The sequence below is a fragment of the Bacterioplanes sanyensis genome, from assembly GCF_014652515.1.
GTDB lineage: Bacteria > Pseudomonadota > Gammaproteobacteria > Pseudomonadales > Oceanobacteraceae > Bacterioplanes > Bacterioplanes sanyensis.
Genome location: NZ_BMYY01000008.1, coordinates 130,973 through 152,639, shown reverse-complemented (window position 1 = coordinate 152,639; position 21,667 = coordinate 130,973). Strand labels below are relative to the sequence as shown.

Sequence of the window (21,667 nt, the reverse complement as noted above, 5' to 3'; positions counted from 1 at the left end):
ATGAGCGTGCTGCGAATGGCCTTGCAGAGTCTGGTGTTTGCCGTTGTTGGCCTGCTGTTGCTGGGGTTGGCCAGTGCTGATTCCTGCTTGGATGCTGACGGTGTTGTGGCGGATCACTGGTTTGCTTGCGACATAGGCGGGGCCGACTTTGTCCCGCAATATTTACGCCCGGCGCCACTGTTTTGGTTAGTGCTGCTGGCACTGTCTTACGCCAGCAGTTGGCTGGCGGTGCGGTTGGCTTCAAAATTATTTGCGAGTTTGTCTGATCGGCTACGCGACAGGCGCTAACTCGCCTCCACCACAAAACTGATTTGATCACTGCTGCCGGCTTGGTCGCTGACGCTGATTTGATAGCGTCCGGCGCTTGGCAAAGGCAGGGTCAGCGTTTGACCGCGCTCGTCTAACAAGCGTCCATTTAAAAACCAATACCAATCCGGCTGGCCGCCGACGGCCCGCACACGCAGCGTCGGCTGCTGCTGTGTACTGGCGTGACGGCGTATATGACTGCCGTCGGCAAGCCCCGTGATGCGCAACGGCTCCGCTTGCAACAAGGCCTGCTGGCGCTGACAGCGTGGATCAATGGCCGCAATGCGGTTTTTGGTCTGCCAGTCAGGTGGCAGCCACGGCTGCAGCGGTGCTGGCCAGATCGCCACGGTTTTGCTGCGCGCAGGCAGCTCACAGCCAAGGCCAAGGCGCAGACCGCTGTCGCTGGCCACTCTGAGCGTGCGCTCACTGCGGTTGTCTTGGCTGGTGAGGGTGCGGGTATGATGCCAGCTGCGCGGCTGCTGGCCATCGATCAGCCAGGCATCCAAGGCTTCATCACACAACTCGGCCGCTCGTTGCTGGCCGCTGGGCCAGCAAATCGTTTGCCGACTGACGTTATCCGGTTTGTCATGCCAGCGCTGCTCACTGCGTGGCAATAATCGTGCGGCGGCGCGCAGCAGCGGTAAGGCAGTGGCACTGCCGTGGTGGCCACTCATATTGGCGTTGTCCGGCTGGCCAACCCACACCCCCAAGGTATGGCTGACCGTCGAGGCCACCGCCCAAGTATCTTGCAGGCCAGAGCTGGTGCCGGTTTTCACCGCCAGCCCCGGTTGCTGGCGATCCAGTAACAGTTGCCGAGTGATCCAGGCACTGGCTGGGCTGAGCAATGGTCTTGGCCGATGAAGGTTGGTATCGGCATCACTCAAACGCAGCGGCAGCACCTGCCCACCGTTGCCCAGTGCCGTATACAGCTGTACCAGCTCTTGCAGTGACGTGGCAACGCCGCCCAAAGCTAACGCCAAGCTGGGGCCGGCGCCCACGGGCAGTTGTAACTCCGTGCCGGCGGTGTGCAGGTCGGCATAAAAGCTGGCGGGGCCGAGCTGCTCTAACACCTGTACAGCTGGAATATTTAATGAGCGTTGCAGAGCATGGCGCACGCTCACCGGGCCGCTGAAACCGTGCAAAAAGTTCTCTGGGCGGTAATCACCAAAGGGCAGCGGCACGTCCATCAGCAGGCTGTCACTGTGGATTAGGCCTTTATCCATGGCCAGGGCATAAATAAACGGCTTTAGCGTCGAGCCGGGCGAGCGCAGGGCACTGACCATGTCTACATGGCCAAAGCGGCTGCGGTCACCAAACTTGGCGGAACCAACATACGCTTTAACGGCACCGCTGCCATGCTCGACTACCAGTATCGCCACCGACGCCCCGGCCGGCAGACGCTGGCGGGCTTCGCTGGCCAAACTGGCCAGAGCATGCTGCAGCTCAGCGTCGATATAAGTTTGAATGCGGCCTTGCTGTGGGTAACTTTGACGCAAGCGTCGCGCCAGTATCGGTGCCTTTAACGGCGTCGACACTTCGGCCAGGCTGATCGGCTCTTGTAGGGCTTGTTGCAGCTGTTCGTTGGTCAACTGCCCGAATGTTGCCAGTCGCTGTAATACCTTGTTGCGCTGTTGCAAGGCACGTTCAGGGTGGCGGCGTGGGTGATACCAGCTTGGTGCTTGCGGCAACCCAGCCAGCAGCGCCGCTTGGGCATCGGTGAGCCAGCGTGCACTGTGGCCAAAGTAGTGTCGGCTGGCGGTTTCGACACCTTCGATGGGGCCACCAAAAGGCGCGTGATTGAGGTAATAGGTTAAAATGTCGCGCTTACTGAAGTGCCAATCGATTTGCACGGCGCGCACCATTTGCACCAACTTGCCCCATAAGCCGCGCTGTTGTGGGTAGCGCAAGCGCGCCACTTGCATGGTTAAGGTGGAGCCACCTGAGATGATTTCACCGTGGCGCAAAAACTGCCCGGCTGCGCGCACCAAGGCCAATGGATTGACGCCCGGGTGTTGGTAAAACCAGCGATCTTCATAGGTCAGCAGGGCTTGCAGGTAGTTGTCTGACACCTGCTCGATGGTGGTGGGGTAGCGCCATACGCCGCGTTCATCGGCAAAGCGCCGCAGCGGCTCGCCTTGATGATCGACCACCAGGGTGGCACCGGCACGCGGCTGCAAATCGACCGGCGCCAGCCAGTCGATCAGCAACAACACGAGTGGCGGCACCGCCAGCAGCGCTAGCAGCGCCCAGGTGAGCCGCCGTCGCATTAGGGCGTAATCACCAGCTCAGGCAGGGTTGCGCCAATGCCGTGTTGATACGGGCGATACATATCTTCAACAAACGGCGTGGGCACCGAATACTTGCCTGGTGTCACCGCTCGCGCCAGATAATAGAGATAGCGGCGGCCATAGTTGTCGATTGGTAGAGCGGCGACAAAGCGATCATCGCGGAACTCGACATGCTCGACCCGAGCGCGTTGCTGCCAGCCATCCAGCGGTTGGTCACGAATCATCAACTTGCTCAAATCGACACTGGCATTGGCGAGGTTCTGATTCTCCAGCTCCAGCCCGGCGGGCAGCAAATCCACCACTAGGCCATCGCGCACATAGTGATCTTGCGTGGAGACTTCCAGCTCTACCACCACCAGCTCACCGGTGGCCAAGCGCTCTGGCGTGATGATATCGCCATCTAGGTTGTAGTAGCGGCGCTCAATCGCCATGCCGCGCTGGGTTGGCTCTGGCGCAACTGCCGGATGGGCGATCATCTCCAAGGTGAGGTACTGACGCTGATCCTGGGCGGTTACACGCTGCAAGCGACTCACTTGATCGGCATCCAATAAGCTGCGGAAGGCCTTATCCTGTTCGATGTTTTGCTCCATGTCGCTGAGTTGAATCAGGCTACGCAGGGGCTGGTCATTTTCATCTAACGCCAGTGAGGCGCGGAACAAGGCATTGCGCTCCTGCGTGCTCAGCCAACGACGTTTTTGCACTTCATCGAACAGTGCCAATAACGGCTCGGCGGTATCAAAGCCACCAGCCGCCAGCAGGGCAAAGGTCAGTGCCTGGTCACGTACGACGCTGCCGTAATCGCCGTAATAACCCGGCTCATAGCTGATGGTTTTGGCGCGCTCGAATAAGCTGGCTGCAGCGTTGGCATCGCCACTTAACTGCATGGCGCGGGCCAGGTGCGCCCACGGCAGGCCGGATTTCAACTCCTTGGCCTCGGCTTCCATTTCCTGTTGCAAGCGGCGCAAGTTCGCCAGCGAGGCCTTGTTGGAGCGCGCCAGCACGTAGGCGGCATAGGCGCGTGTCGCCAAGCCATAGTGCTGGTCGCCACGGTAGGAATACAGCGGCGTTTCGCTGCGTAAATACCGCTGCAAATGCTTTTGCAGATCTTCCAGCATGCCGCCGGGAATGGTGGCGCCAGCCTCGCGTGCGTCGGTTAGGAAATCGCCGACGTACACGCTGAGCCAATTACGCGCATCGCCATTGGACCACAGGCTAAAGCCGCCGCTGCTGGTCTGACGAGGTTGCAGACGTTTAATCGCACGCTCCAGTTGCTGGCGGCGCAGACCGTCGGTGTAAGGCTCGTTAAAGCGTTGCTCTAACATCTTGCTGAGCTCAAAGCGTCGGGCGGCATCCGGTGTTACCAATGCCCAAGGGTAACCGCTACTCGTCGTTTGCTCGGTGCAGCCATAGGGGTAGCGCAACAGTGAATCAAAGTGACCACGGGTATCGATGGGAGGGCTGCTGTCCAGCGTCAGTTGAGCCTGCACTGTGCTGGCGATCATGCCCTCCACCGTGAGGTCGTTATCCCAGCTTTGGCCCGGCTCTAGCACGGTTTGGCGGCGCTCAGTTAACGCCGGGTAGGCGGCGCGGCTGTGCAAGGCCCATTGCTGCTCCAGTTTCAGGGTTTGCTCGCCGTCGTTGGCGCTGAGGCTGGCTTCGATGGTGCCGCGTCCTAATTCTTGTGCCAGCACCGGAAAGGTGAGTACCTCGCGTTGCTCGTCACTGAGTTTGAGCTGGCGGCTCCAGCTTTGCGACTTGAGCATGCCGCCAACGCTGAAGGTGACGTCAACGGTTTGGCTTTGGCCAGACAAGTTGGCCACATCCAAGCTCAGCTGCGATTGATCGCCCAGCGCTAAAAAGCGCGGCCGCGATAATTGCATCACCAGAGGATCGGCGACGGTGGTTTGTGCTTCGGCGCTGCCAACGCTGTGTTCGTCCCAAGCGACGGCCATCAACCGCAAGCGGCCATTAAAGTCGGGAATATCCAGCTCGATCTCAGTCTGAGCGTCGCTAAGGCGCACGGGCTCGGTTTGCCAGGCGATGATTTTGACTTCGTTTTTCGGCTCTTCACCGCCGCGTACCAGTTCGGCTTCCGATTGCACCAGGCCACCGCCAAAGCGCTGGGCGGCGTAATCAAAACCGGCGTTTTCAATGATGCGGTCGTACACATCGAACAGCTGATAGTCATAGCGGCGCGGGCCAAACAAATACCCCAGCGGGTCTGGCGTATTAAAGCGAGTAATGTTGAGCACACCGACATCGACGGCGGCAATGCGCACCCACACGTCGTCATGTTGCTCGGCGTCGGCCAGATTCACGGTGACCTTGGTCGGCTGGCGCGGTGTGATCTTGTCTTTAACCTGCAGGCTGACATCCAGGCCGGCATCGGCGCGGCGCAGCGGCAAATGGGCAAAACCAAAGGCGCGTTTCGGTGCCACTGAGTGCTTCATGTCACCCGGGGTAAAGACGGTGGCGGTGACGTATATATCGTGACGCTTCCAGCTCGATTGGGTAGGAATCTCGATGCGCTCGCCGCTGGCCTTCACCTCACGCTGACCGCGCCACAATACGCCGTCGTTACTCTCGACGGTAATGTGCGCCAAGCCATCGGTAGCTGGAGTCATCAGCAAGGTAGCGGTGTCGCCGGGCTGATAGCTTTGCTGTTCAAACGCCAACTGTACCTGGTCGGGTTTTAAGCTATCGCCGGAGCTGCGCCAGCCGCTCCAACGGGTGCGGAAGCGATAGCGGTTTACCAGTTGGTTGTCGTCGTTATAAATCTCGACGCGATAGTCGCCGTATTCCACCGGCAGAGCAAGGTCGATGGGCGCGTCGTCATTAAACTCAAGATTTTGACTGTACTCGACGAACTCCAGCGACTCGTAGCGCCAGCGCCAGCCCTCAGAATCGGAGTAGCGCCAGTAGTAGTTGCGGTCTTCACGAATTAAGCGCAGCTGGAAATCATCACCTGAGTGCAGCTCACCGCTGCGATCGGCCAAAATGGCTTTAAAACGCACCAGGCTGTGGTTGTCTGGGCGTTGCTTAAACTGTGGCTCCAGGCCCACCAATTCATCGCTGCCCCAATGAGTAATGGTGGCTTTGCGGGTGATGGGGCGGCCGCCACTTTCGTACACGCTGACGTTAGCAATCAGCGCCAGCGGTGAGCGTAAGTTTTTCCAGTGTTGCAGCGAGGCTTTGAGGTTGGCTTCGCCGTTGCTGTCGAGATCGGTGGGCTGCAGTGTTAGGTGGCGGCGTGAAATCCTTTCGCCTTCGAGGCCGAAAATATAGCTGCTCCAGTCGGCCAGTGGTTTGCGGTCTAACTCGGCGATGACAAAGCCATCGACGCGGTTGCCCGACGCCGGCGCACCGTACAGGTATTGGCTGTTGACCGGAATCGAAAGCTCATCACCGGCATCCGTCATACGTCGGGCTTGATGATCGCCGTCAAACAGTTTGAGTTCGAGTCGCTCAGGCTGGAAATCCTCTACCTTAACTTCATAACTGGCGAGCACAGTATCGGGTTTGGCGCTGCTGGCCAGATTCAGTGTCCAGGGGCCGGTTTTGGCGCTGTCGCTGAGCGTGTGGTTAAACTCATAGTGGCCGGCATCTTGGCGTTGCAAAGTTGTTTTGGCGACCCGGTTGCCGGTGGGGTCAATGAGTTTGGCCTCCAGCGGCAGAGCATCGACGGCTTGGCCATCGGCGTCGCGCAGTAAAGCGTTAAACTCCAAGCGCTCGCCCCGGCGGTACAAATCGCGCGGTGACCAGGCAAACGCCTGTAGCTCGCTGTGGCGGCTGACGGCGTTGTCGTAGGCGGATAAATCCAACGCTTGGCGATCGTAGCGCAACACCGTCATATGCTCGCCGCGGCGGGCGATCAGGGTATGGCCTTCGCTGTGATAATCGGCAAATACCGCTTCACCGTTTTTGTCCACTGGCTGCTCGGCGACCAGCTTTTGGTCGTTGTAGAGTGAAATCGTCACGTCGGTCAGCACCTCGCCGGAGGCGATGGAATGGGTATTCACCCGCAGCTGTTGGGCATTTTTGCGCAGCTGTACACCGATATCACTGACGGTGAAAAAGTTGATCTGATAGTTGTTTTCGTAACGACCGGCGATTTGCATCACCGCCAAATAGGCGCCGGGCTGCTGCAAGGCGTCGATATCGCTGAGGTCGATATTGCGGGTGGTGCGTTGATTGCGCTGGTGCTCGATATCAAAACGGCCAGCGAACACCTCAGGGTTGTGCTTGGCAAACTCGTCCAAACGGTAGTAGCGCTCGCTGTTGTCAAAGCTCCAGCGGCTCCAACGTGCCAGCTGCTCGTCATTGAGGCGATGAATGCGAATATCGACGGCATCGACGTTCAGCGTGGTCACCGGCAGCGCTTGGCGGACGGCACTCGACAGCACATGACCGCCACCACTAAAGGCGGCGCTGGGCTGGGTGCGACGAGTCGTCAGATCATGCTCGCCGGGGCGCACGATGCGCTCATTATTGATGGCGCTAAGGCCGGGCTTGATTTCGATGTGGTACTTCGTTGCGGGCTCAACAAACGGATAAATCAGCTTTAAGCCGTCGTCACTCAAAACCCAATGGTCCGCAGGTTGCGGCTCGCCGTTTTGTTTGACCTGCAAAAAGCGCCGCCAGTTTTTGTCAGCATCGACCGGCACTGTGGTGCGAATGACCAGCGCTGCGCCGTTGTTCCAAGTTTCTTCTTTGACCGAGCTGACGCTCATGGGCTGATCGCGATAGCGCTGGCGCTGGTATTGCTGGTCCAGCTGCTGCAGCCTTTGCTGGTACTGTTGCAGCAGGCAGTCATCGGTCTGGCATTGATTGCGCTGTTGCAGCCATTGGCGCTGCTGTTGGCGCAGCGCATCGCTGTCCTGGCTGAGCGCCAGCAATTGTTGATAGCGCTGACTGAGGCGCTCATCTTGCAGCGAAATACGCTCATTGGCACAGATGCGCTGTTCAATCGCCTGACTGGCCTGCTGGCAGTCAAAGCTGGCCGCGTGCGCACTGGTGGCTAATAGCCAGCAGCTGAGCAAAAGCAATAACGGTTTCATAACAATCCCTTGCAGCAAAAAGGTGGGCGGGTAAGGCTGCGAATTATGGTCAAAGGCCGCGGCTCTGGCCAGTGATCTCTGGGTCTGTGTGGTTATTTGCTGATGGGGATCAGGGTGACCTCGTCGACGCGCGCCAGCCAGGCCAGAATTTCCGGAAACTGACCAACGATGGCCTGACCTTCTGGAGTATGAGCGATGGCACTGATCTGGCTGGCGACGGCGATATCGGCCAGGGTCAGCTGATACGCCACCAGCCAGCGCTTACCGCTGAGCCAAGCCGCCAGTGCCTGACAGTGGCGACGTAAATCCTGTTCGATCATGGGCCAGCTTTTGCGTCCAGTGCCTTGAACTTGCGCCGTTTTGGCAATGACACCGGGCACAATCAGGCGCAGCAAGGGCGCCAGCTTGGGGTGATCGTCGGCCGTGGCTTGCTCAGCCCAGTAGCTGGCATTGCTGCGCAGGCCAAAGCGTAAATGCACTTCAAAAAAGTACAGGCTCTCATCGGCCCAATCCTCAAAGAAATGCACCAAGGCCTGATCGGCAGGGTCGTCTGGCATGACATTGATGCGCGGATAGAGCTGCTCCAGCTCTTCAATAATGGTGGTGGAATCGGGGATGCTGCGGCCATCGATACCGAGTACCGGCAACTTGCCCACCGGGCTGAGGCGTTTTACCCGGCCCAGCAAGGTTGCCAGCAGGCTGATATTTTCACAGCGATAGTCCAGCTGCTTGGCATTAAGAACACGCCGTACTTTGTCGCAAAACGGCGAAATCGGATATTGATACAAACAGATATCGGCCATGACCGGAGGCTTCCTTTAACCCGTCATTGTGTCAGCAGTGTACCGGCAAACGAGCAGATGGCCATAGGTCGGTTTTTGCCCGCTCTCTCTGTCTACACTGGAATTAATTATGCTTCCGGAGTCGCCTATGAACATTATGACAGTCAGCTCTGACCTCGACGATACCGTGTTGGCGTGTGCCGATGTGATGCAGGCGCTGACGTTTAAGCCGCAGTTGGTGATTGCTGGTTTTAATACCCACCACGATGGCGCGTTATTGCAGCATCAACTGGCCGCGCTGGACTGCCCGATCATGGCGGGCTCGTCTTGCCTCGGCGCACTCGCAATTCAGCAGCGAACAAACGCTCAACCTCAAACCCAGGCTCAAGCTGGGTTGGTGCTATGGGCATTGCAAGACGCCCACGGCAGCTACGGCGTCGGTTATTGCGAGCAGGGCGATGCCCCGCGTCACGCGGCCCAGCAAGCGCTGGAAATGGCGTTGCAGCAGTCTGGCCGTGACTGCGAAAGCCCAGCGCTGTTGTGGTGCGTCTTGCCTCCGGGTGAGGAAGAACAAATATTACAAGGCTTTGCCGATACCGTCGGGCCGAATGTGCCGGTATTGGGAGGCAGCAGCGCTGATAACGATGTTTCTGGCCAGTGGCAGCAGTTTAACCAGCACTGCTGTGGCCATCAGCTGATTCAGGTAGCGGTGTTTTTTCCCTCTGCTGGTCTCGGGCTGTCGTTCAGCTCGGGCTATCAGCCCAGCGGTCAGCAGGTTAAAGCTACTCAAGTGCAGCAGCGCCAATTGTTAGAGTTAGACGGCATCGCCGCAGCGCAACGCTTTAATCAATTAACCGGTGGCAGTATTGAGCAACAGCTACAGGGCGGTAATGTGTTGTCGCTAACCACCTTACATCCGTTTGGGCGACGCATTGCAGCCAGCGCTGGCACTGAGGAGTTTTTACTCAGCCATCCAGATGCCGTAACCCACGATGGCGGCTTGTCGCTTTTTTCTGAAGTAGAGCAAGGCGAAACCTTAGAGCTAATGACGGGCAGTATCGAGGGCTTGGTGCAGCGCGGCGAGCGCGTATTGCAAAACGCCATTGCCCTGTTACCCAGCGGTCAGCAACCGGCAGGCGCGCTGATGATCTACTGCGCCGGTTGCATGTTGACCATTGGTGATCAGGTTCAAGCCATGGCACAGCATATGGCCGCCAGTACAGACATCCCAATCATGGGGCTTTATACCTTCGGCGAGCAAGGCTGCTTCGTGGATGGTCAAAGCCGGCATGGTAACTTAATGATTTCAGCCGTGGTATTTGGCCAATGACTCAAACCCAGGAAGAACTGCGCGAAGCCTTGCAACTGCAGAATCGCCTGCGTCAGCAGGCCGAGGCTGGGCGGCGCGAAGCAGAGTTGATGTTGAAAGCCATGCAGGCCATTTTGGAAGCCGCCGACAGTGCGCAACTGTATGAGCAAATCTTTGCTTTGTTTTCCAGCCTGCTCGACTATCAGCACGCCCTGATTCTGGAGAAGCAAGCAGATAACAGTTTGCGCTGTGTCGCTGCCACGGATAACGCCTGGCTCGATCAGCGCTGGCCATTGGACCAAATATTACAACGAGCGTTAGAGGGTGAGCCGGTGGCAGTGGTCAATGCTCGCCGTCAGCCGGCCTGGCAACAAGCCATTGGTGATGAGACCGGTGCTTTGTTATATGGGCCTTTTAGCAGTCAGGATCGCGAAGCTCTGCTGGTGTTTATTCATCCGCAACCCGGCTTTTATTTGCAGGATCATGTGCAGATATTGCGGCGTTACACCCGATTGACTCGTCAGGCAAGGTTGAGTTTTGAAGCCAAACTGCAGGCGTTGCAAAGCGACGAGTTACAACGCGCTAAAGAACGCGCCGAGCAAAGCCTTTTGCATGCTGAAAAAATGGTCTCGCTGGGCACGCTGGCCGCAGGTGTCGCGCACGAAATCAACAACCCGGTGGGGTTTATCAGCAGCAACATGCAGTACATTCAGGAGTTTTCTGAACTCAGTGAAGACATCACTCAGCAACTGTTGCTGCTATTGCCGCCATTGATGAAAGGCTCGGACGCTAACGCCACCGCGGCATCGCGTTTGTTTGAGCAGTTGCAGCAAGAGGAATATCTGGAGCGCTGCCAAGAACTGGCGGACGTTGCCAAAGAGTGCAGCGATGGCCTCAATCGCATCAAAGACATCATTAACGGTCTGCGTACTTTTGCGCGCCAGGACGACAGCGTATCTGAACCTATCGACATTCATCAGTGTGTGCAGACGACCTTGCGTATGGTCAACAACGAGCTGAAATACCACTGCACGGTGAATGTTCAACTACAACCGACTGGCCAGGTGTTAGGCTCCAGTGGCCAGCTCAATCAGGTACTCACCAACTTACTGGTCAATGCTGGCCACGCCATCGAGCAACAAGGCACCGTCACGGTGGCCAGCGGTCGCAAGCAATGGCCGCAAGGGTGGTTCGCCTATGTGTCGGTGGCGGACACCGGCAAAGGCATCGCTAGCGACGATTTAAAGCGTATTTTCGATCCGTTTTTCACCACCAAAGAAGAAGGCAAAGGCACTGGGCTAGGGCTGGCGATTTGTCATTCCATCATTGAAAAAATGGGCGGCTGGATCGAGGTCGACAGCCAGGTGGGCGAGGGCACGCGTTTTACCCTGTGGCTGCCGGAGTCGGCACCGCCGGTTTAACGCGAAGCCCTGTTTGGTACTTCGCGTTTAGGGCTTAGGCGGCGTCCTGTTCTTCGCTTTCGGCATCGGCTTCGCGCGCTTTAATCAGGCTGGCAAACAGCACCCCGATTTCAAACAGCAGCCACATGGGCACGGCCAAAATGGTTTGTGAGATCACATCTGGCGGCGTTACCAACATGCCGACCACAAAGCAGCCGACAAAAATATAGGGCCGCTTGGCGCGCAGAGACTCCACCGTGGTGATGCCCGTCAGCACCATCAAGAAGGTGGCAATGGGAATTTCAAAGGCGATGCCAAAGGCGAAAAAGATCTTCAGGATGAAGTTCAAGATGTTGCTGATGTCGGGCAAAAAGGAAATGCCCTCAGGCCCTGCAGCGGTAAAAAACGCAAATGCCAGTGGCAACACCACGAAATAGGCAAAGGCGATGCCGCTGTAAAACAACACGATGCTGGAGATCAGCAGCGGAATCGCAAAGCGCTTTTCGTGCTGATACAGGCCCGGCGAGATAAACGCCCAGATCTGATGCAGAATGTAAGGCACAGCCAACAGCACCGCCAGCACCAGCGTCATTTTAAACGGCACCAAAAACGGCGAGGCAACGCCGGTGGCGATCATATTCTTGCTGTCGGGCAAAAGGCTCGACAAGGGCTCCACCAGAATCAAGTACAGATCATTGGCGAAATAAAATAGGCTAAGAAACAACAGCAACACCGCCAAAATCGCTTTTAGCAGGCGGTTGCGCAGTTCAACCAGATGGGCAATTAAAGGCTGCTCTTGGTCCTGGGTCATGAGGGCTTATCGTCTTGTTCAGAGCGCTGGGGCTCGGCTTTCGGCGTCGGCTTGGCCGGCTCGCTGACATCGTCATCAAGGAAAGTGGCGTATGGGTCTTTGAGCTTTTCGCGCAGCTCTTCGGTACGCACTTGGCGCTCTAGGTCGTCCTGAATGTTGTTTAAAGAGCGGCGTATGCGGCCCAAAAACAAGCCCGCCGTGCGCGCCGCTTGCGGCAGGCGTTCAGGCCCCAGCACCAATAAGCCGATGATGGCGACCACCATCAGCTCCAAAAAACCGATATCGAACATCAGTGTTTGTCTTTGTCCTTGGTTTTGCTGAAGTCAGCATCCTGCACCTGAGAGTCCTCCTTCGGCAGGGTTTTCAGCGGGTCGTTGCTCTCGGCCTGCTCGTCGTCTTTCTTTTCGTCTTCGTTGAGGGCTTTTTTAAAGCCTTTGACGGCTCCGCCCAAATCGCCACCTAAACTGCGCAGTTTTTTGGTGCCAAAAATCATGATGACAATGGCCAGCACGATCAGAAGTTGCCAGATACTGATACCACCGAGCATGGATTACCTCATTTTATTCGTATTGATTCAAAATCCGGGCAGCTGCTCGCCGCCGAGAATGTGAAAGTGCATGTGGAACACTTCCTGACCGCTGTCCTTGCCGGTATTGGCGATGGTGCGAAAGCCATTGAGTTGCTGTTGGCGAGCGATCACCGGCAGCTTTAGCATCAGATGGCTCATGAGCTCAGCATCATCGGCGCTGAGGTCATTCAGGTTTTCAATGTGCTGTTTAGGAATCACCAGCAAATGCGTATCGGCCTTAGGGGCGATGTCGTGAAAGGCCAGTAATAGCTCATCTTCATAAGTGATGCGGGCGGGAATTTCGCCGGCAACAATTTTACAAAACAGGCAATCGCTCATACGGCCTCCATCGCTGTTGAATCCGCTCAATCAGTTTGGCGCGCTGCTTTTTCATCCAATCCAGAGATATTGAAGCGTCGCGCCAACTCCTGCAACACTGCCTCAGGACGTTCGCCCAAATGGGCGAGGGCCACCAGCGAATGAAACCACAGGTCGGCCGTTTCGTAGATCAGATCCTGGTTATCGCCACTGTGTTCGGCATCTTTGGCCGCCAAAATGGCTTCTGTGGCTTCTTCACCGACTTTTTCTAGAATCTTGTTCAGCCCTTTAGCGTACAGGCTAGCAACATAGGAAGAATCGGCCTCGGCGTGCTTGCGTTGCTCTAGGATATCGCCCAGAGCCGGAAGAATATTGCTCATAGCTGTTTCAGTTTCGTTAACTTATGGCCGTTAGGCTCAGTAAATCTCACTGGGGTCTTTAATGACCTCATCCACGGTGCGCCACTGGCCATTTTCATAGACGCGATAAAAGCAGCTTTCGCGGCCAGTATGGCAGGCAATGCCGCCTTTTTGCTCGACTTGCAGGACGATTACATCGGCATCGCAGTCGAGGCGAACTTCGTGCAGCTGTTGCACATGGCCGGAGCTTTCGCCTTTGCGCCATAGCTGTTGGCGCGAGCGCGAATAATAAATGGCGCGCTGCTCCTGCACCGTTAGCTGCAGTGCTTCGCGGTTCATCCACGCCATCATCAAAATACGGCCACTTTGGTGATCTTGGGCGATGGCCGGTATCAAACCGTTTTCGTCCCACTTTACTTGATCCAGCCAGTCGCTCATACCGTTCCTCGTGTCTGTGCCGCTAGGCGCTTATTGCCGGACGACGCAGCATACCGCATGGGCGTGGGGCGGGAAAGCAATCAGGTGTTGAGTGCCAGCCATGCCAGGCCACAGGCCGCAATAATGAGACCGGCTATATCAGGCAAGCCCAACAAGGGCGCATGCCACCATAAAAAGCCACCGCTGATCAGGCCGGCCAGGCCCAAGGTTTGCTGGCGCTTAAGCTGGCGCTGGCGGGCCAAATCTTGCCTCAGGGCCATCAGCTCACTTTGCAGTGCCTGTTGTTGCTCGTCCATATGGTTGATGCGGCTCAGGGCGCCATGCACCAGCCCGGGAATTTGCGGCCCCTTTTCGATCCAGCCGGGTAGTTGGCGTTTGAGCTCGCGCCAGGCTGCCTTGGGGCCGAAGCGGTCGCGCATCCAGCGCTCTAAAAAGGGTTTGGCGGTGGTCCATAAATCCAGCTGCGGATACAGCTGGCGGCCTAGGCCTTCGATGTTGAGCAGGGTTTTCTGCAGCAGCACCAACTGCGGCTGCACTTCCATGTTGAAGCGCCGCGCGGTACTGAACAGTTGAATCAGCACCTGACCAAAGGAGATCTCGGCCAGGGGTTTGTCGAAAATCGGCTCGCACACGCTGCGAATAGCAGCAGCAAACTCATGCACCTTGGTGCTGGGCGGTACCCAGCCCGAGTCGATGTGCAGCTGCGCCACCTGGTGGTAATCCTGGTTTAAAAACGCCAGCAAGTTCATCGCCAGGTAGTTTTGATCTTCTTCGGTCAGACTGCCGACAATGCCGCAATCGATGGCAATGTATTGCGGCTGCTGTGGGTTATGGCGCGAGACAAAAATATTGCCCGGGTGCATATCGGCATGAAAGAAGCTGTCACGAAACACTTGGGTAAAGAAAATCTCGACGCCACGCTCGGCCAGCACCTTCATATTGGTGTTTTGCGCATTCAAGGCATCGACATCGGCCACGGGAATGCCATAAATGCGCTCGCTCACCATGACCTTGCTGCGGGTGTACTCCCAGTAAACATCGGGCATGTACAGCAGCTCAGAATCCTGAAAATTGCGCTTCAGCTGGGTGGCATTGGACGCTTCAATTTGCAGATCGAGCTCGCCGTAAATGGTATGGCGATAGTCTTCGACCACTTCCAGCGGCTTTAAGCGTCGGCCTTCGGCGGAGTATTTCACCAGCAGCCGCGCCATGGTTTCTAACAGCTGTAAGTCACGCTCAATGGTGTTTTCAATGCCGGGGCGCACCACTTTGACCACCACCTCTTGGCCAGCATCACTGCTGCTCAGCGGATGCAGACGGGCGGCGTGCACCTGGGCAATGGAGGCGGAGGCCAGCGGGCGCGGGGAGAACTCCGCAAATAGCGTCGCGACGGATTGCCCCAGCTGATCTTCGATCAGGGCAATGGCTTCAGCCTCAGGAAAGGGCGGCACGTCGTCCTGCAAGCGCCGCAGCTCTTGCACGATGTCATCTGGGATTAAGTCCGGTCGGGTTGAGAGAATCTGGCCGAACTTCACAAAAATTGGCCCTAATGCTTCCAGTGCCAGGCGCAGGCGAGCACCGCGGCTGTATTTGGAGGGCACTGGATTCAGGCGCCAGGGCGCTAGCCACAGCAAAATGCGCAGCGACAGCGGTAGCTGCTGCAGCGGCACCAGGCTATCGAGGCGGTATTTGGTAAAAACAAACAGAATTTTCCACAGGCGCCACCAGTTGGCCATAGTCAGTCCTTAGTGCGCTGTTGTTGGCGTTGTTGTGCGAGTTGTTGCAGTTTGGCCTCTAAGCGGTCGCTGTCGAGGCGCAGTTGGTCGACGCTGCTGGCAAACTGCTCCAGCTCTTGGCAGTGCACGATGACGCGTGCTTCGTCTTGCAGATAATCGCTGACGGCCATGCGGTTGGTGCGGGCGGTATCCTGCCCCCAACGCAGCAGGCTACGCACGCCTTTGCCCAGCTGGTGGGCCAGCAAGCCGCCGGTGACTGGGCTGACGAACGCTTCCCAATCGATGTCTAAACGGTCGGCGATGCGCGCCAGTGCGAGCACCAGCTCGGTATCGCCGCTCAGTTGAATGCGGCTGTTAATCAGCGCACTGGCTTTGTTGGCACTGCTGGCGAGCTGCAGAAAATCACTGATGGAGCCGTGCAAGCCGCCATCGGCCTGGTCAGCCGCCCCTGACAAGCTAATGCCGTCGTCAAATAAGCGAATACCGATGACAAACGGCAGCTCGGTCAGTTGCAGCGCCACCAAGCGGCCTTGCAGTGGCGCCAGCGCCAGCAAGCTGGCTGGGTCTTGGCGCAGCAGCGCATTGATGCTGTGTTCAACCGGCAGTAGCCCAGCCTGCAACACGCTGCTCATTAGGGTTTGACTCCACGGTGCAGGGCCACCACGCCGCTGGTCATGTTGTGATAGCTGCAGCGCACCAGACCGGCTTCTTCCATCATGGTTTTCAGGGTTTCTTGATCCGGGTGCATGCGAATGGACTCCGCCAAATATTGATAGCTGTCGCTATCGCCGGCGACTATCTTGCCCATCATCGGCAATGCCGAGAACGAATACAGATCGTAGGCTTTGCTCATCAGCGGGTTGGTAGGCTTAGAGAACTCCAATACCAACAAGCGACCACCTGGCTTTAACACCCGTGCCATCGAGCGCAGGGCCGCGTCTTTATCGGTGACGTTGCGCAGGCCAAAGGCGATGGTAATGACATCGAAGCTGTTGTCTTCAAAGGGCAAGCACTCGGCGTTGGCTTGCACATATTCGATGTTGCCGACATAGCCCTGGTCGGTCAGGCGATCGCGGCCAACATTGAGCATCGACGAGTTGATATCGGCCAGCACCACACGACCGCTGGGGCCGACAATGCGAGAGAACTTTTTGGTTAAATCACCGGTGCCGCCGGCTAAGTCGAGCACGCTGTTGCCTGGGCGCACACCGCTCATATCAATGGTAAAGCGCTTCCATAAGCGGTGAATGCCAAACGACATTAAGTCGTTCATCAGATCGTATTTGCTCGCTACCGAATGGAATACATCGGCCACCATGGCTTGCTTCTTTTCGGCTTCGATCGTTTGGTAGCCAAAGTGGGTGGTATCGTCTTTAGGCTGCTCTGACATCGGGCACTCCGCTGTGCTGGGAAAGTCTGAATGATCCGGCATTTTAGCGACCCTGATGGGGAAAGTCTTGCGCTGCGGCAGTAACGGACCTGTGCAATAAAGGTGACTGGGGTAAGCTGGCGTGCATCATATGACGACAGGAGCACGTTGTGATTGTACTCAATAAAATCGCCACCTTGCTGTTTTGGCTGCTGGCCGCTTTGGCTTGGCTACAAGGATGGGACGGTTGGTTGGCCTGGCTGCCTCCCTTTGCCGTGTTGGTGGCGGCCATTCATGCGCTGGAAGTGGCGTACTTCTGGCTGGGGCTAAAACAGCACAGCCAGCAACCGGGGCTAGATGCGCTGCAGGTTTTTGTATTTGGCATTTTTCATTTGCAGCGCTTTATTCGGCCGGCTTCGTGACCTAGAGCCCTGTTGTGACCCAGTGTGGGCGCCGAACTATTCCGAGGTGCCTTATTGATCTTGCTCTAGCTGCTGGCGACGTTTTTCATCAGCCTCTTGCAATAAGCCTTCGACCTGTTTGGCCTTTTCCAGCGCCTCGCGCTGGCCTTTGAGCAGGTCGGTTTTTTCCTGTTCTTCGCTAGGGCTACAGGCGCTGATGGCGGCGGCAGTGATTAAGATGGCAATCAATTTCATACGGATCTCCAGACCCAGGGGGTTCAAAGGCACAGTTTAGATTGGCTGCTTACTCTGGGCTGCTAACGCCAGCACAGTTTCACGCAGCGCATCGGCTTTGACCTGCTCAGGAGCAATGGCTGGCCCGGCTTGCAAGCCAACTTTTGACCAAAAGCGTTTGGGGCGTGTGGTTAAAGCATGGCCGTCTTTGTGGCTGAAAAAACTGCCCCACAGGCCGGTTAAGGCCATGGGCACCACAGGCACGGGCGTTTCCGCGACGATGCGCTCAATGCCTTTTTTAAACTCGTCGATGTTGCCATCTTGAGTGAGCTTGCCTTCGGGGAAAATACATACCAGCTCGCCAGCATTGAGTTCTTCTTTGATGCGTGCAAATGCCCGTTCATAGGTTGCGGCATCGGCTTTGGGTGAGCAAATGGGAATGGTTTTGGCGAGTTTAAAAAAGGTCTTTAGGCCTGGCATTTGGGCAATGCCGCGGTCCATTACGAAGCGAATTGGACGCTGATAAGTCCCGGCAATTAATAGCGCATCAACGTAACTCACATGGTTGCACACCAATACCGCTGGCCCGTGCTCGGGAATATTGTCCAGCCCCTTATGGCTCACACGGTACAGCGTATGACTGAGCAGCCAAATCATAAAGCGCAGGGCAAACTCCGGCACACGGGTATAAACATAAGCCGCCACGGCAATGTTCATCAGCGCAAGAATTAAAAAATAATCGCCAATCGACAGCTGCATGACACCCAATAGCAAAATGCCAATGGCAGCGCTGGCCACCATAAACAAGGCATTCAATACATTGTTGGCAGCAATGATTTGTGCGCGGTTTTTATCGTCACTGCGTTGCTGAATCAATGCTTGCAGTGGCACCACAAATAAACCACCGGAGGCGCTGACCAGGGCAATGTCGATCATTAAGCGCCAGTTGCTTGGATGGCTGATAAACGCCATCGCACTCATGTTGGCAGTGACTTCTAACTGGTCGATGGCAAACCATAAATCTATGCCAAAAATACTCATGCCCAGTGAGCCAATCGGCACAATGCCCAGCTCGACCTTATGACCCGACAAGCGCTCACATAATAACGAGCCGCCAGCAACGCCTAACGAAAACAACGTCAGCAGCACAGTGACCAGCTCAGTTGAGCCACCTAGGTAGTCACGGGAAAAATTCGGGAACTGAGTCAGATAGCTGGCCCCCATAAACCAAAACCAGCTGATGGCGACAATGGCCAAAAAAACGGCACGGTTATGACGCGCCTGCTTAAGGGTGTTTACCAACTCAGTTAAAGGGTTCCAATTAATACGCAGCTTCGGGTCATTGGCCGGAGCGGTGGGAATAAACTGACTGGCGGCCACGCCTGCTAAGGCAAAAGCAACCACAGCGATGGCGAGCCAGACTTCTTTGTCGGCAAAGCTGAATAAAAAGCCGGCGCCAATGGTACCGGCTAAAATCGCCACAAAGGTGCCCATACCTACTAGCGCATTGCCGCCTACCAGTTCTTCGCTTTGCAGGTGTTGTGGCAATAACGCAAATTTTATCGGCCCAAAAATGGCCGACTGCAAACCCATTAAAAACAACAGCAACATCATGCCCCAGATATTGCCGCTAATGATGCACCAGGCTGCTAATAGCATAATGACCAGCTCTAAACGCTTTACCCAGCGGATCAACACGGATTTTTCGGTTTTATCGGCAATTTGGCCAGCAATCGGTGAAAATAAAAAGAATGGCAAAATAAAGATGCCGGCTGCCAAATTAGTCAGCAAAGCACTGTTGTCTTGGCTGGTAATGCCACCAAAGGCGATCAGCAGCAATAACGCATTCTTGTATAAATTGTCGTTGAAGGCACCCAAAGCCTGAGTGAGGAAATAGGGCAAAAAACGGCGTTTGCCGAGCAGGGTAAACTGGCTGTGCTCGCTCATGATTAACACTCCTTGTGGGCCTGATGCCAGGCGCTGATGTAATGCTGAATTAACGATGCCAGCATGGCTGGGCCATCATCTACTTCGCTGGTAAACAGCTTTTCACTCAGTGACAGAACACAGATGCCATGTACCGATGCCCACAATGTGCGGGCCGCACGTTGGCACTCGCCGGCGCTGGCCCGAGGTGAGCAAGCGGCGAGCAAAGCCTCCAGTTGCGCAAATAAATCACTGATGCGTTGCTGCTGCCATACTGGCAGAGCCTCATCTTCCGGCAAACGATGATCAAACAGCAGCTGCCATTGATAGCGATGTTGGCGGGCAAAGTCGAGGTAAGCAGAGGCCAGTGCCAACAGCCGAAGGTGTGTGTGCTCTAGCGTTGCTAACTCTGTTGGCTCTGTTGACGCCAAATCGGCGCTGGGCAAGTGCGCCGCTAACTGATCTAGGGTGTGGGCGTTGACGCTGAGTAGTAGCAAGTCGTAGCTACCAAAAACGTTGATCAAGGTGCCGGGTGAATAGCCCAACTGCTGTGCCAGTTTGCGCAAGCTCATATCGCTGGCCGGTGCCTGCTGTAAATGTGCCAGCACGGCTTCAATGGCCAGTGAGCGTATTTGCTCGTGGGTGTGATCTTTGCGCCGTGCCATGTTGTTTACTCCAATGCTTTATCCAATGGCTTGCAACTATAGTGAACGGTGTTCATAATGCAAGTGTATTTTGAACGGTGTTCATATTTTGTGGCCGATGCCACACGGAGGAGGTCAGCATGAAACCACAAACTTCGACGCGCTCACGATTAGAACGACACGGGCCGCGCACCAGCATGGCTTTGGCTGCCATAGTTGCGATGTGCGGTTATGGCTGGTTGGCAGGGCTGATGGCTGTGGCGAGTTTGCTTTATAGTTGGCGCCGTTTTCGAGGGTTGATGAGCTAATGTCGAGAGTCAGCAGTTCGTATGCTTTTAGCGGACGATCCAAGCCCTCTCGCTTCATTTTGTCTTGTGATCTGGCACACGCTGTTAGCAATTGGTCGACGGCTGATTTTATCCATGGGGATGTTTGCGATAGCATCGCTATGGCTGCTAATTCTGGACAGCAAAACTAACGAAAGAGGGAATACTTTCATGCAAAAATCAAATCTACTAATACTGTCGCTTTTGGTTGCAATGACATCGGCATGCGGTGGTGGCGGCGGAAGTTCTTCTAGCGATGACGACACCAGTACCACTGATCCTGTGGTGGATGAGGGCAATACTGACGGCGATGATACGCCAGAAGAGCCGGAGCAACCGGGTGCGAACGTAGCCACTTACGAGTCTGCCAAGCAGTTGTGCTCAGGAGCAGAGCTGATAGAAGGCACCGCAATTATTGACGGTAACGAGGTCAATTTGTATCGGGTGAAGCCAACAGCTGAACACCATGGTGTGCATCTCTACGACTACCAGGGCACTGTTTGTGTAGATGGAAATATTGCCAATCTATTTATGGAAAACTTCACCGGTAATGTGTTTGTTAATGGCGATGTTCCTTGGTTGACCAGCGATAAATCGAATGCCAACGTACAAGTGTATGGCACCGTTGGCTGGGCTAGGATAGGAGAAGAGTCCACTATTCACTTGGTTTACGATGAAATCTCATCGATGGATGTTTCTGCTGACAGTGAAGGAAGCACTTTTACCAAGCGCTCCAACTAAGCCAGTGATTTGGGGTGGTGTTTGGCTCACCACCTCGAATTCTATTTAAAAACTGATCCTTATCTTTCTATCACAAGATTTAAAGCAGCCAGATACGCCATTCCATGACTATCATATTGCTTACCCATAGCTGTGAGCTCAGCAAAGGCACCAATACCGGCGTACTGGTGACAGAGGAGCTGGGAGAGCGTGCGCGGCTAGTGGTGTGGGAGCGCACTCGGCCAGATCCTTGGTTATTAGAGCAAATTGAGCAAGGCGAGGCGGCGCTGTTGTTTCCCGGCGAAAAAAGCCAACCGTTGGCAACGGCTAAATCCTACCGGCATTACATTGTGTTAGATGGCACCTGGCAGCAAGCCAGAAAAATCTATAACCGCAGCCCGTATCTACATAAATTAGATAAAATCGCCATCAGTGCTTTACAGCCTTCTATGTTTCGCTTGCGACGTAATCAAGTCGACGGTGGTTTATGCACGGCTGAAAGTGTTATTGAACTGTTAAACGCCAATAACGAGCAACTGAACGCTGAGCGTTTGCAGCAGCGGTTGGCGGAGTTTATTGCTGGCGAGGGTCGGCGATAACTGATTTTCTCAACAACAGTGTGCGTGCGATACTGTTTGGTGAGAGACAGTATTTTTGTCTGCCTTGGCTTGCTTA

Annotated in this window: 21 protein-coding genes; 6 read left to right on the top strand and 15 right to left on the bottom strand. The window is 55.8% G+C overall.

Going from position 1 to position 21,667, the window contains the following annotated elements:
• Complete coding sequence (locus IE090_RS12665; RefSeq protein WP_189388755.1) at positions 1–288, top strand: hypothetical protein; 288 nt, start codon at positions 1–3, stop codon at positions 286–288.
• On the opposite strand, the gene pbpC is transcribed toward IE090_RS12665, so the two are convergent.
• From pbpC to IE090_RS12650, 3 genes are all read right to left on the bottom strand, one after another.
• Complete coding sequence (gene pbpC / locus IE090_RS12660; RefSeq protein WP_189388754.1) at positions 285–2,573, bottom strand: penicillin-binding protein 1C; 2,289 nt, start codon at positions 2,571–2,573, stop codon at positions 285–287. The two genes, IE090_RS12665 and pbpC, sit on opposite strands and share 4 nt — an antisense overlap.
• Positions 2,573–7,651, bottom strand: a complete 5,079-nt coding sequence (locus IE090_RS12655; RefSeq protein ID WP_189388753.1) for an alpha-2-macroglobulin family protein — start codon at positions 7,649–7,651, stop codon at positions 2,573–2,575. The genes pbpC and IE090_RS12655 overlap by 1 nt, the downstream gene beginning before the upstream one ends.
• A gap of 92 nt (positions 7,652–7,743) precedes the next feature.
• Positions 7,744–8,454 carry a glutathione S-transferase family protein gene (locus tag IE090_RS12650; RefSeq protein WP_189388752.1) on the bottom strand — a complete coding sequence of 237 codons (711 nt, stop codon included), beginning with the start codon at positions 8,452–8,454 and terminating at the stop codon, positions 7,744–7,746.
• A 127-nt stretch (positions 8,455–8,581) separates the two neighbouring features.
• On the opposite strand from IE090_RS12650, the gene IE090_RS12645 reads away from it, so the two are divergent.
• Both IE090_RS12645 and IE090_RS12640 read left to right on the top strand, forming a co-directional pair.
• Entirely contained in the window at positions 8,582–9,763 is a 1,182-nt protein-coding gene (locus tag IE090_RS12645) for an FIST signal transduction protein (RefSeq protein WP_189388751.1), read from the top strand.
• A complete protein-coding gene (locus IE090_RS12640; RefSeq protein ID WP_189388750.1) occupies positions 9,760–11,163 on the top strand; it encodes a sensor histidine kinase in 1,404 nt (467 codons plus the stop codon). Before IE090_RS12645 ends, IE090_RS12640 begins: the two co-directional genes overlap by 4 nt.
• A 34-nt stretch (positions 11,164–11,197) precedes the next feature.
• Here IE090_RS12640 and tatC read toward each other — a convergent pair whose 3' ends face one another.
• The 9 genes from tatC to ubiE all read right to left on the bottom strand — a co-directional run bounded on the left by tatC (position 11,198) and on the right by ubiE (position 16,762).
• On the bottom strand, positions 11,198–11,953 hold the full coding sequence (tatC, locus tag IE090_RS12635) for a twin-arginine translocase subunit TatC (RefSeq protein ID WP_189388749.1): 756 nt from the start codon (positions 11,951–11,953) through the stop codon (positions 11,198–11,200).
• Positions 11,950–12,243 carry a Sec-independent protein translocase protein TatB gene (gene tatB / locus IE090_RS12630; RefSeq protein WP_189388748.1) on the bottom strand — a complete coding sequence of 98 codons (294 nt, stop codon included), beginning with the start codon at positions 12,241–12,243 and terminating at the stop codon, positions 11,950–11,952. Before tatB ends, tatC begins: the two co-directional genes overlap by 4 nt.
• Positions 12,243–12,500: a Sec-independent protein translocase subunit TatA gene (gene tatA, locus IE090_RS12625; RefSeq protein ID WP_189388747.1), complete on the bottom strand. Its 258-nt coding sequence runs from the start codon at positions 12,498–12,500 to the stop codon at positions 12,243–12,245. The genes tatB and tatA overlap by 1 nt, the downstream gene beginning before the upstream one ends.
• Before the next feature lie 27 nt (positions 12,501–12,527).
• Positions 12,528–12,860 carry a histidine triad nucleotide-binding protein gene (locus IE090_RS12620; protein ID WP_189388746.1) on the bottom strand — a complete coding sequence of 111 codons (333 nt, stop codon included), beginning with the start codon at positions 12,858–12,860 and terminating at the stop codon, positions 12,528–12,530.
• 26 nt (positions 12,861–12,886) lie between these two features.
• Positions 12,887–13,219 (bottom strand): phosphoribosyl-ATP diphosphatase, encoded by a 333-nt coding sequence (locus IE090_RS12615; protein ID WP_189388745.1) that lies wholly within the window; start codon positions 13,217–13,219, stop codon positions 12,887–12,889.
• A gap of 36 nt (positions 13,220–13,255) precedes the next feature.
• Positions 13,256–13,636: a phosphoribosyl-AMP cyclohydrolase gene (gene hisI, locus IE090_RS12610; RefSeq protein ID WP_189388744.1), complete on the bottom strand. Its 381-nt coding sequence runs from the start codon at positions 13,634–13,636 to the stop codon at positions 13,256–13,258.
• Positions 13,637–13,716: 80 nt separating this feature from the next.
• Entirely contained in the window at positions 13,717–15,372 is a 1,656-nt protein-coding gene (gene ubiB, locus IE090_RS12605) for a ubiquinone biosynthesis regulatory protein kinase UbiB (protein WP_189388743.1), read from the bottom strand.
• Positions 15,373–15,374: 2 nt separating this feature from the next.
• Positions 15,375–16,004: a ubiquinone biosynthesis accessory factor UbiJ gene (locus IE090_RS12600; protein ID WP_189388742.1), complete on the bottom strand. Its 630-nt coding sequence runs from the start codon at positions 16,002–16,004 to the stop codon at positions 15,375–15,377.
• Entirely contained in the window at positions 16,004–16,762 is a 759-nt protein-coding gene (gene ubiE / locus IE090_RS12595) for a bifunctional demethylmenaquinone methyltransferase/2-methoxy-6-polyprenyl-1,4-benzoquinol methylase UbiE (RefSeq protein ID WP_189388741.1), read from the bottom strand. Before ubiE ends, IE090_RS12600 begins: the two co-directional genes overlap by 1 nt.
• A gap of 149 nt (positions 16,763–16,911) precedes the next feature.
• Between ubiE and IE090_RS12590 the strand changes: the two genes are divergently transcribed.
• Entirely contained in the window at positions 16,912–17,163 is a 252-nt protein-coding gene (locus tag IE090_RS12590; RefSeq protein ID WP_189388740.1) for a DUF1145 domain-containing protein, read from the top strand.
• A gap of 51 nt (positions 17,164–17,214) precedes the next feature.
• Here IE090_RS12590 and IE090_RS12585 read toward each other — a convergent pair whose 3' ends face one another.
• From IE090_RS12585 to IE090_RS12575, 3 genes are read right to left on the bottom strand one after another with little or no spacing between them, the layout of a single operon-like run.
• Positions 17,215–17,397, bottom strand: a complete 183-nt coding sequence (locus tag IE090_RS12585; RefSeq protein ID WP_189388739.1) for a hypothetical protein — start codon at positions 17,395–17,397, stop codon at positions 17,215–17,217.
• 36 nt (positions 17,398–17,433) lie between these two features.
• Positions 17,434–19,323 (bottom strand): MFS transporter, encoded by a 1,890-nt coding sequence (locus tag IE090_RS12580; RefSeq protein ID WP_189388738.1) that lies wholly within the window; start codon positions 19,321–19,323, stop codon positions 17,434–17,436.
• A gap of 2 nt (positions 19,324–19,325) precedes the next feature.
• On the bottom strand, positions 19,326–19,967 hold the full coding sequence (locus tag IE090_RS12575; RefSeq protein WP_189388737.1) for a TetR/AcrR family transcriptional regulator: 642 nt from the start codon (positions 19,965–19,967) through the stop codon (positions 19,326–19,328).
• A 308-nt stretch (positions 19,968–20,275) separates the two neighbouring features.
• Between IE090_RS12575 and IE090_RS12570 the strand changes: the two genes are divergently transcribed.
• A complete protein-coding gene (locus IE090_RS12570; RefSeq protein WP_189388736.1) occupies positions 20,276–21,013 on the top strand; it encodes a hypothetical protein in 738 nt (245 codons plus the stop codon).
• 104 nt (positions 21,014–21,117) lie between these two features.
• Positions 21,118–21,591: a DTW domain-containing protein gene (locus tag IE090_RS12565; protein WP_189388735.1), complete on the top strand. Its 474-nt coding sequence runs from the start codon at positions 21,118–21,120 to the stop codon at positions 21,589–21,591.
• Positions 21,592–21,667: the final 76 nt, after the last annotated feature.

Bases quoted from the DNA above. Each gene is read 5' to 3' on its own strand.
- tatB (WP_189388748.1), bottom strand. From the start codon at position 12,243: ATGTTCGATATCGGTTTTTTGGAGCTGATGGTGGTCGCCATCATCGGC.
- hisI (WP_189388744.1), bottom strand. From the start codon at position 13,636: ATGAGCGACTGGCTGGATCAAGTAAAGTGGGACGAAAACGGTTTGATA.
- IE090_RS12650 (WP_189388752.1), bottom strand. From the start codon at position 8,454: ATGGCCGATATCTGTTTGTATCAATATCCGATTTCGCCGTTTTGCGAC.
- ubiE (WP_189388741.1), bottom strand. From the start codon at position 16,762: ATGTCAGAGCAGCCTAAAGACGATACCACCCACTTTGGCTACCAAACG.
- IE090_RS12570 (WP_189388736.1), top strand. From the start codon at position 20,276: ATGCTTTTAGCGGACGATCCAAGCCCTCTCGCTTCATTTTGTCTTGTG.
- IE090_RS12585 (WP_189388739.1), bottom strand. From the start codon at position 17,397: ATGAAATTGATTGCCATCTTAATCACTGCCGCCGCCATCAGCGCCTGT.
- IE090_RS12640 (WP_189388750.1), top strand. From the start codon at position 9,760: ATGACTCAAACCCAGGAAGAACTGCGCGAAGCCTTGCAACTGCAGAAT.
- IE090_RS12565 (WP_189388735.1), top strand. From the start codon at position 21,118: ATGACTATCATATTGCTTACCCATAGCTGTGAGCTCAGCAAAGGCACC.
- IE090_RS12575 (WP_189388737.1), bottom strand. From the start codon at position 19,967: ATGGCACGGCGCAAAGATCACACCCACGAGCAAATACGCTCACTGGCC.
- ubiB (WP_189388743.1), bottom strand. From the start codon at position 15,372: ATGGCCAACTGGTGGCGCCTGTGGAAAATTCTGTTTGTTTTTACCAAA.
- IE090_RS12665 (WP_189388755.1), top strand. From the start codon at position 1: ATGAGCGTGCTGCGAATGGCCTTGCAGAGTCTGGTGTTTGCCGTTGTT.
- IE090_RS12580 (WP_189388738.1), bottom strand. From the start codon at position 19,323: ATGAGCGAGCACAGCCAGTTTACCCTGCTCGGCAAACGCCGTTTTTTG.
- tatC (WP_189388749.1), bottom strand. From the start codon at position 11,953: ATGACCCAGGACCAAGAGCAGCCTTTAATTGCCCATCTGGTTGAACTG.
- IE090_RS12600 (WP_189388742.1), bottom strand. From the start codon at position 16,004: ATGAGCAGCGTGTTGCAGGCTGGGCTACTGCCGGTTGAACACAGCATC.
- pbpC (WP_189388754.1), bottom strand. From the start codon at position 2,573: ATGCGACGGCGGCTCACCTGGGCGCTGCTAGCGCTGCTGGCGGTGCCG.
- IE090_RS12655 (WP_189388753.1), bottom strand. From the start codon at position 7,651: ATGAAACCGTTATTGCTTTTGCTCAGCTGCTGGCTATTAGCCACCAGT.
- tatA (WP_189388747.1), bottom strand. From the start codon at position 12,500: ATGCTCGGTGGTATCAGTATCTGGCAACTTCTGATCGTGCTGGCCATT.
- IE090_RS12615 (WP_189388745.1), bottom strand. From the start codon at position 13,219: ATGAGCAATATTCTTCCGGCTCTGGGCGATATCCTAGAGCAACGCAAG.
- IE090_RS12620 (WP_189388746.1), bottom strand. From the start codon at position 12,860: ATGAGCGATTGCCTGTTTTGTAAAATTGTTGCCGGCGAAATTCCCGCC.
- IE090_RS12645 (WP_189388751.1), top strand. From the start codon at position 8,582: ATGAACATTATGACAGTCAGCTCTGACCTCGACGATACCGTGTTGGCG.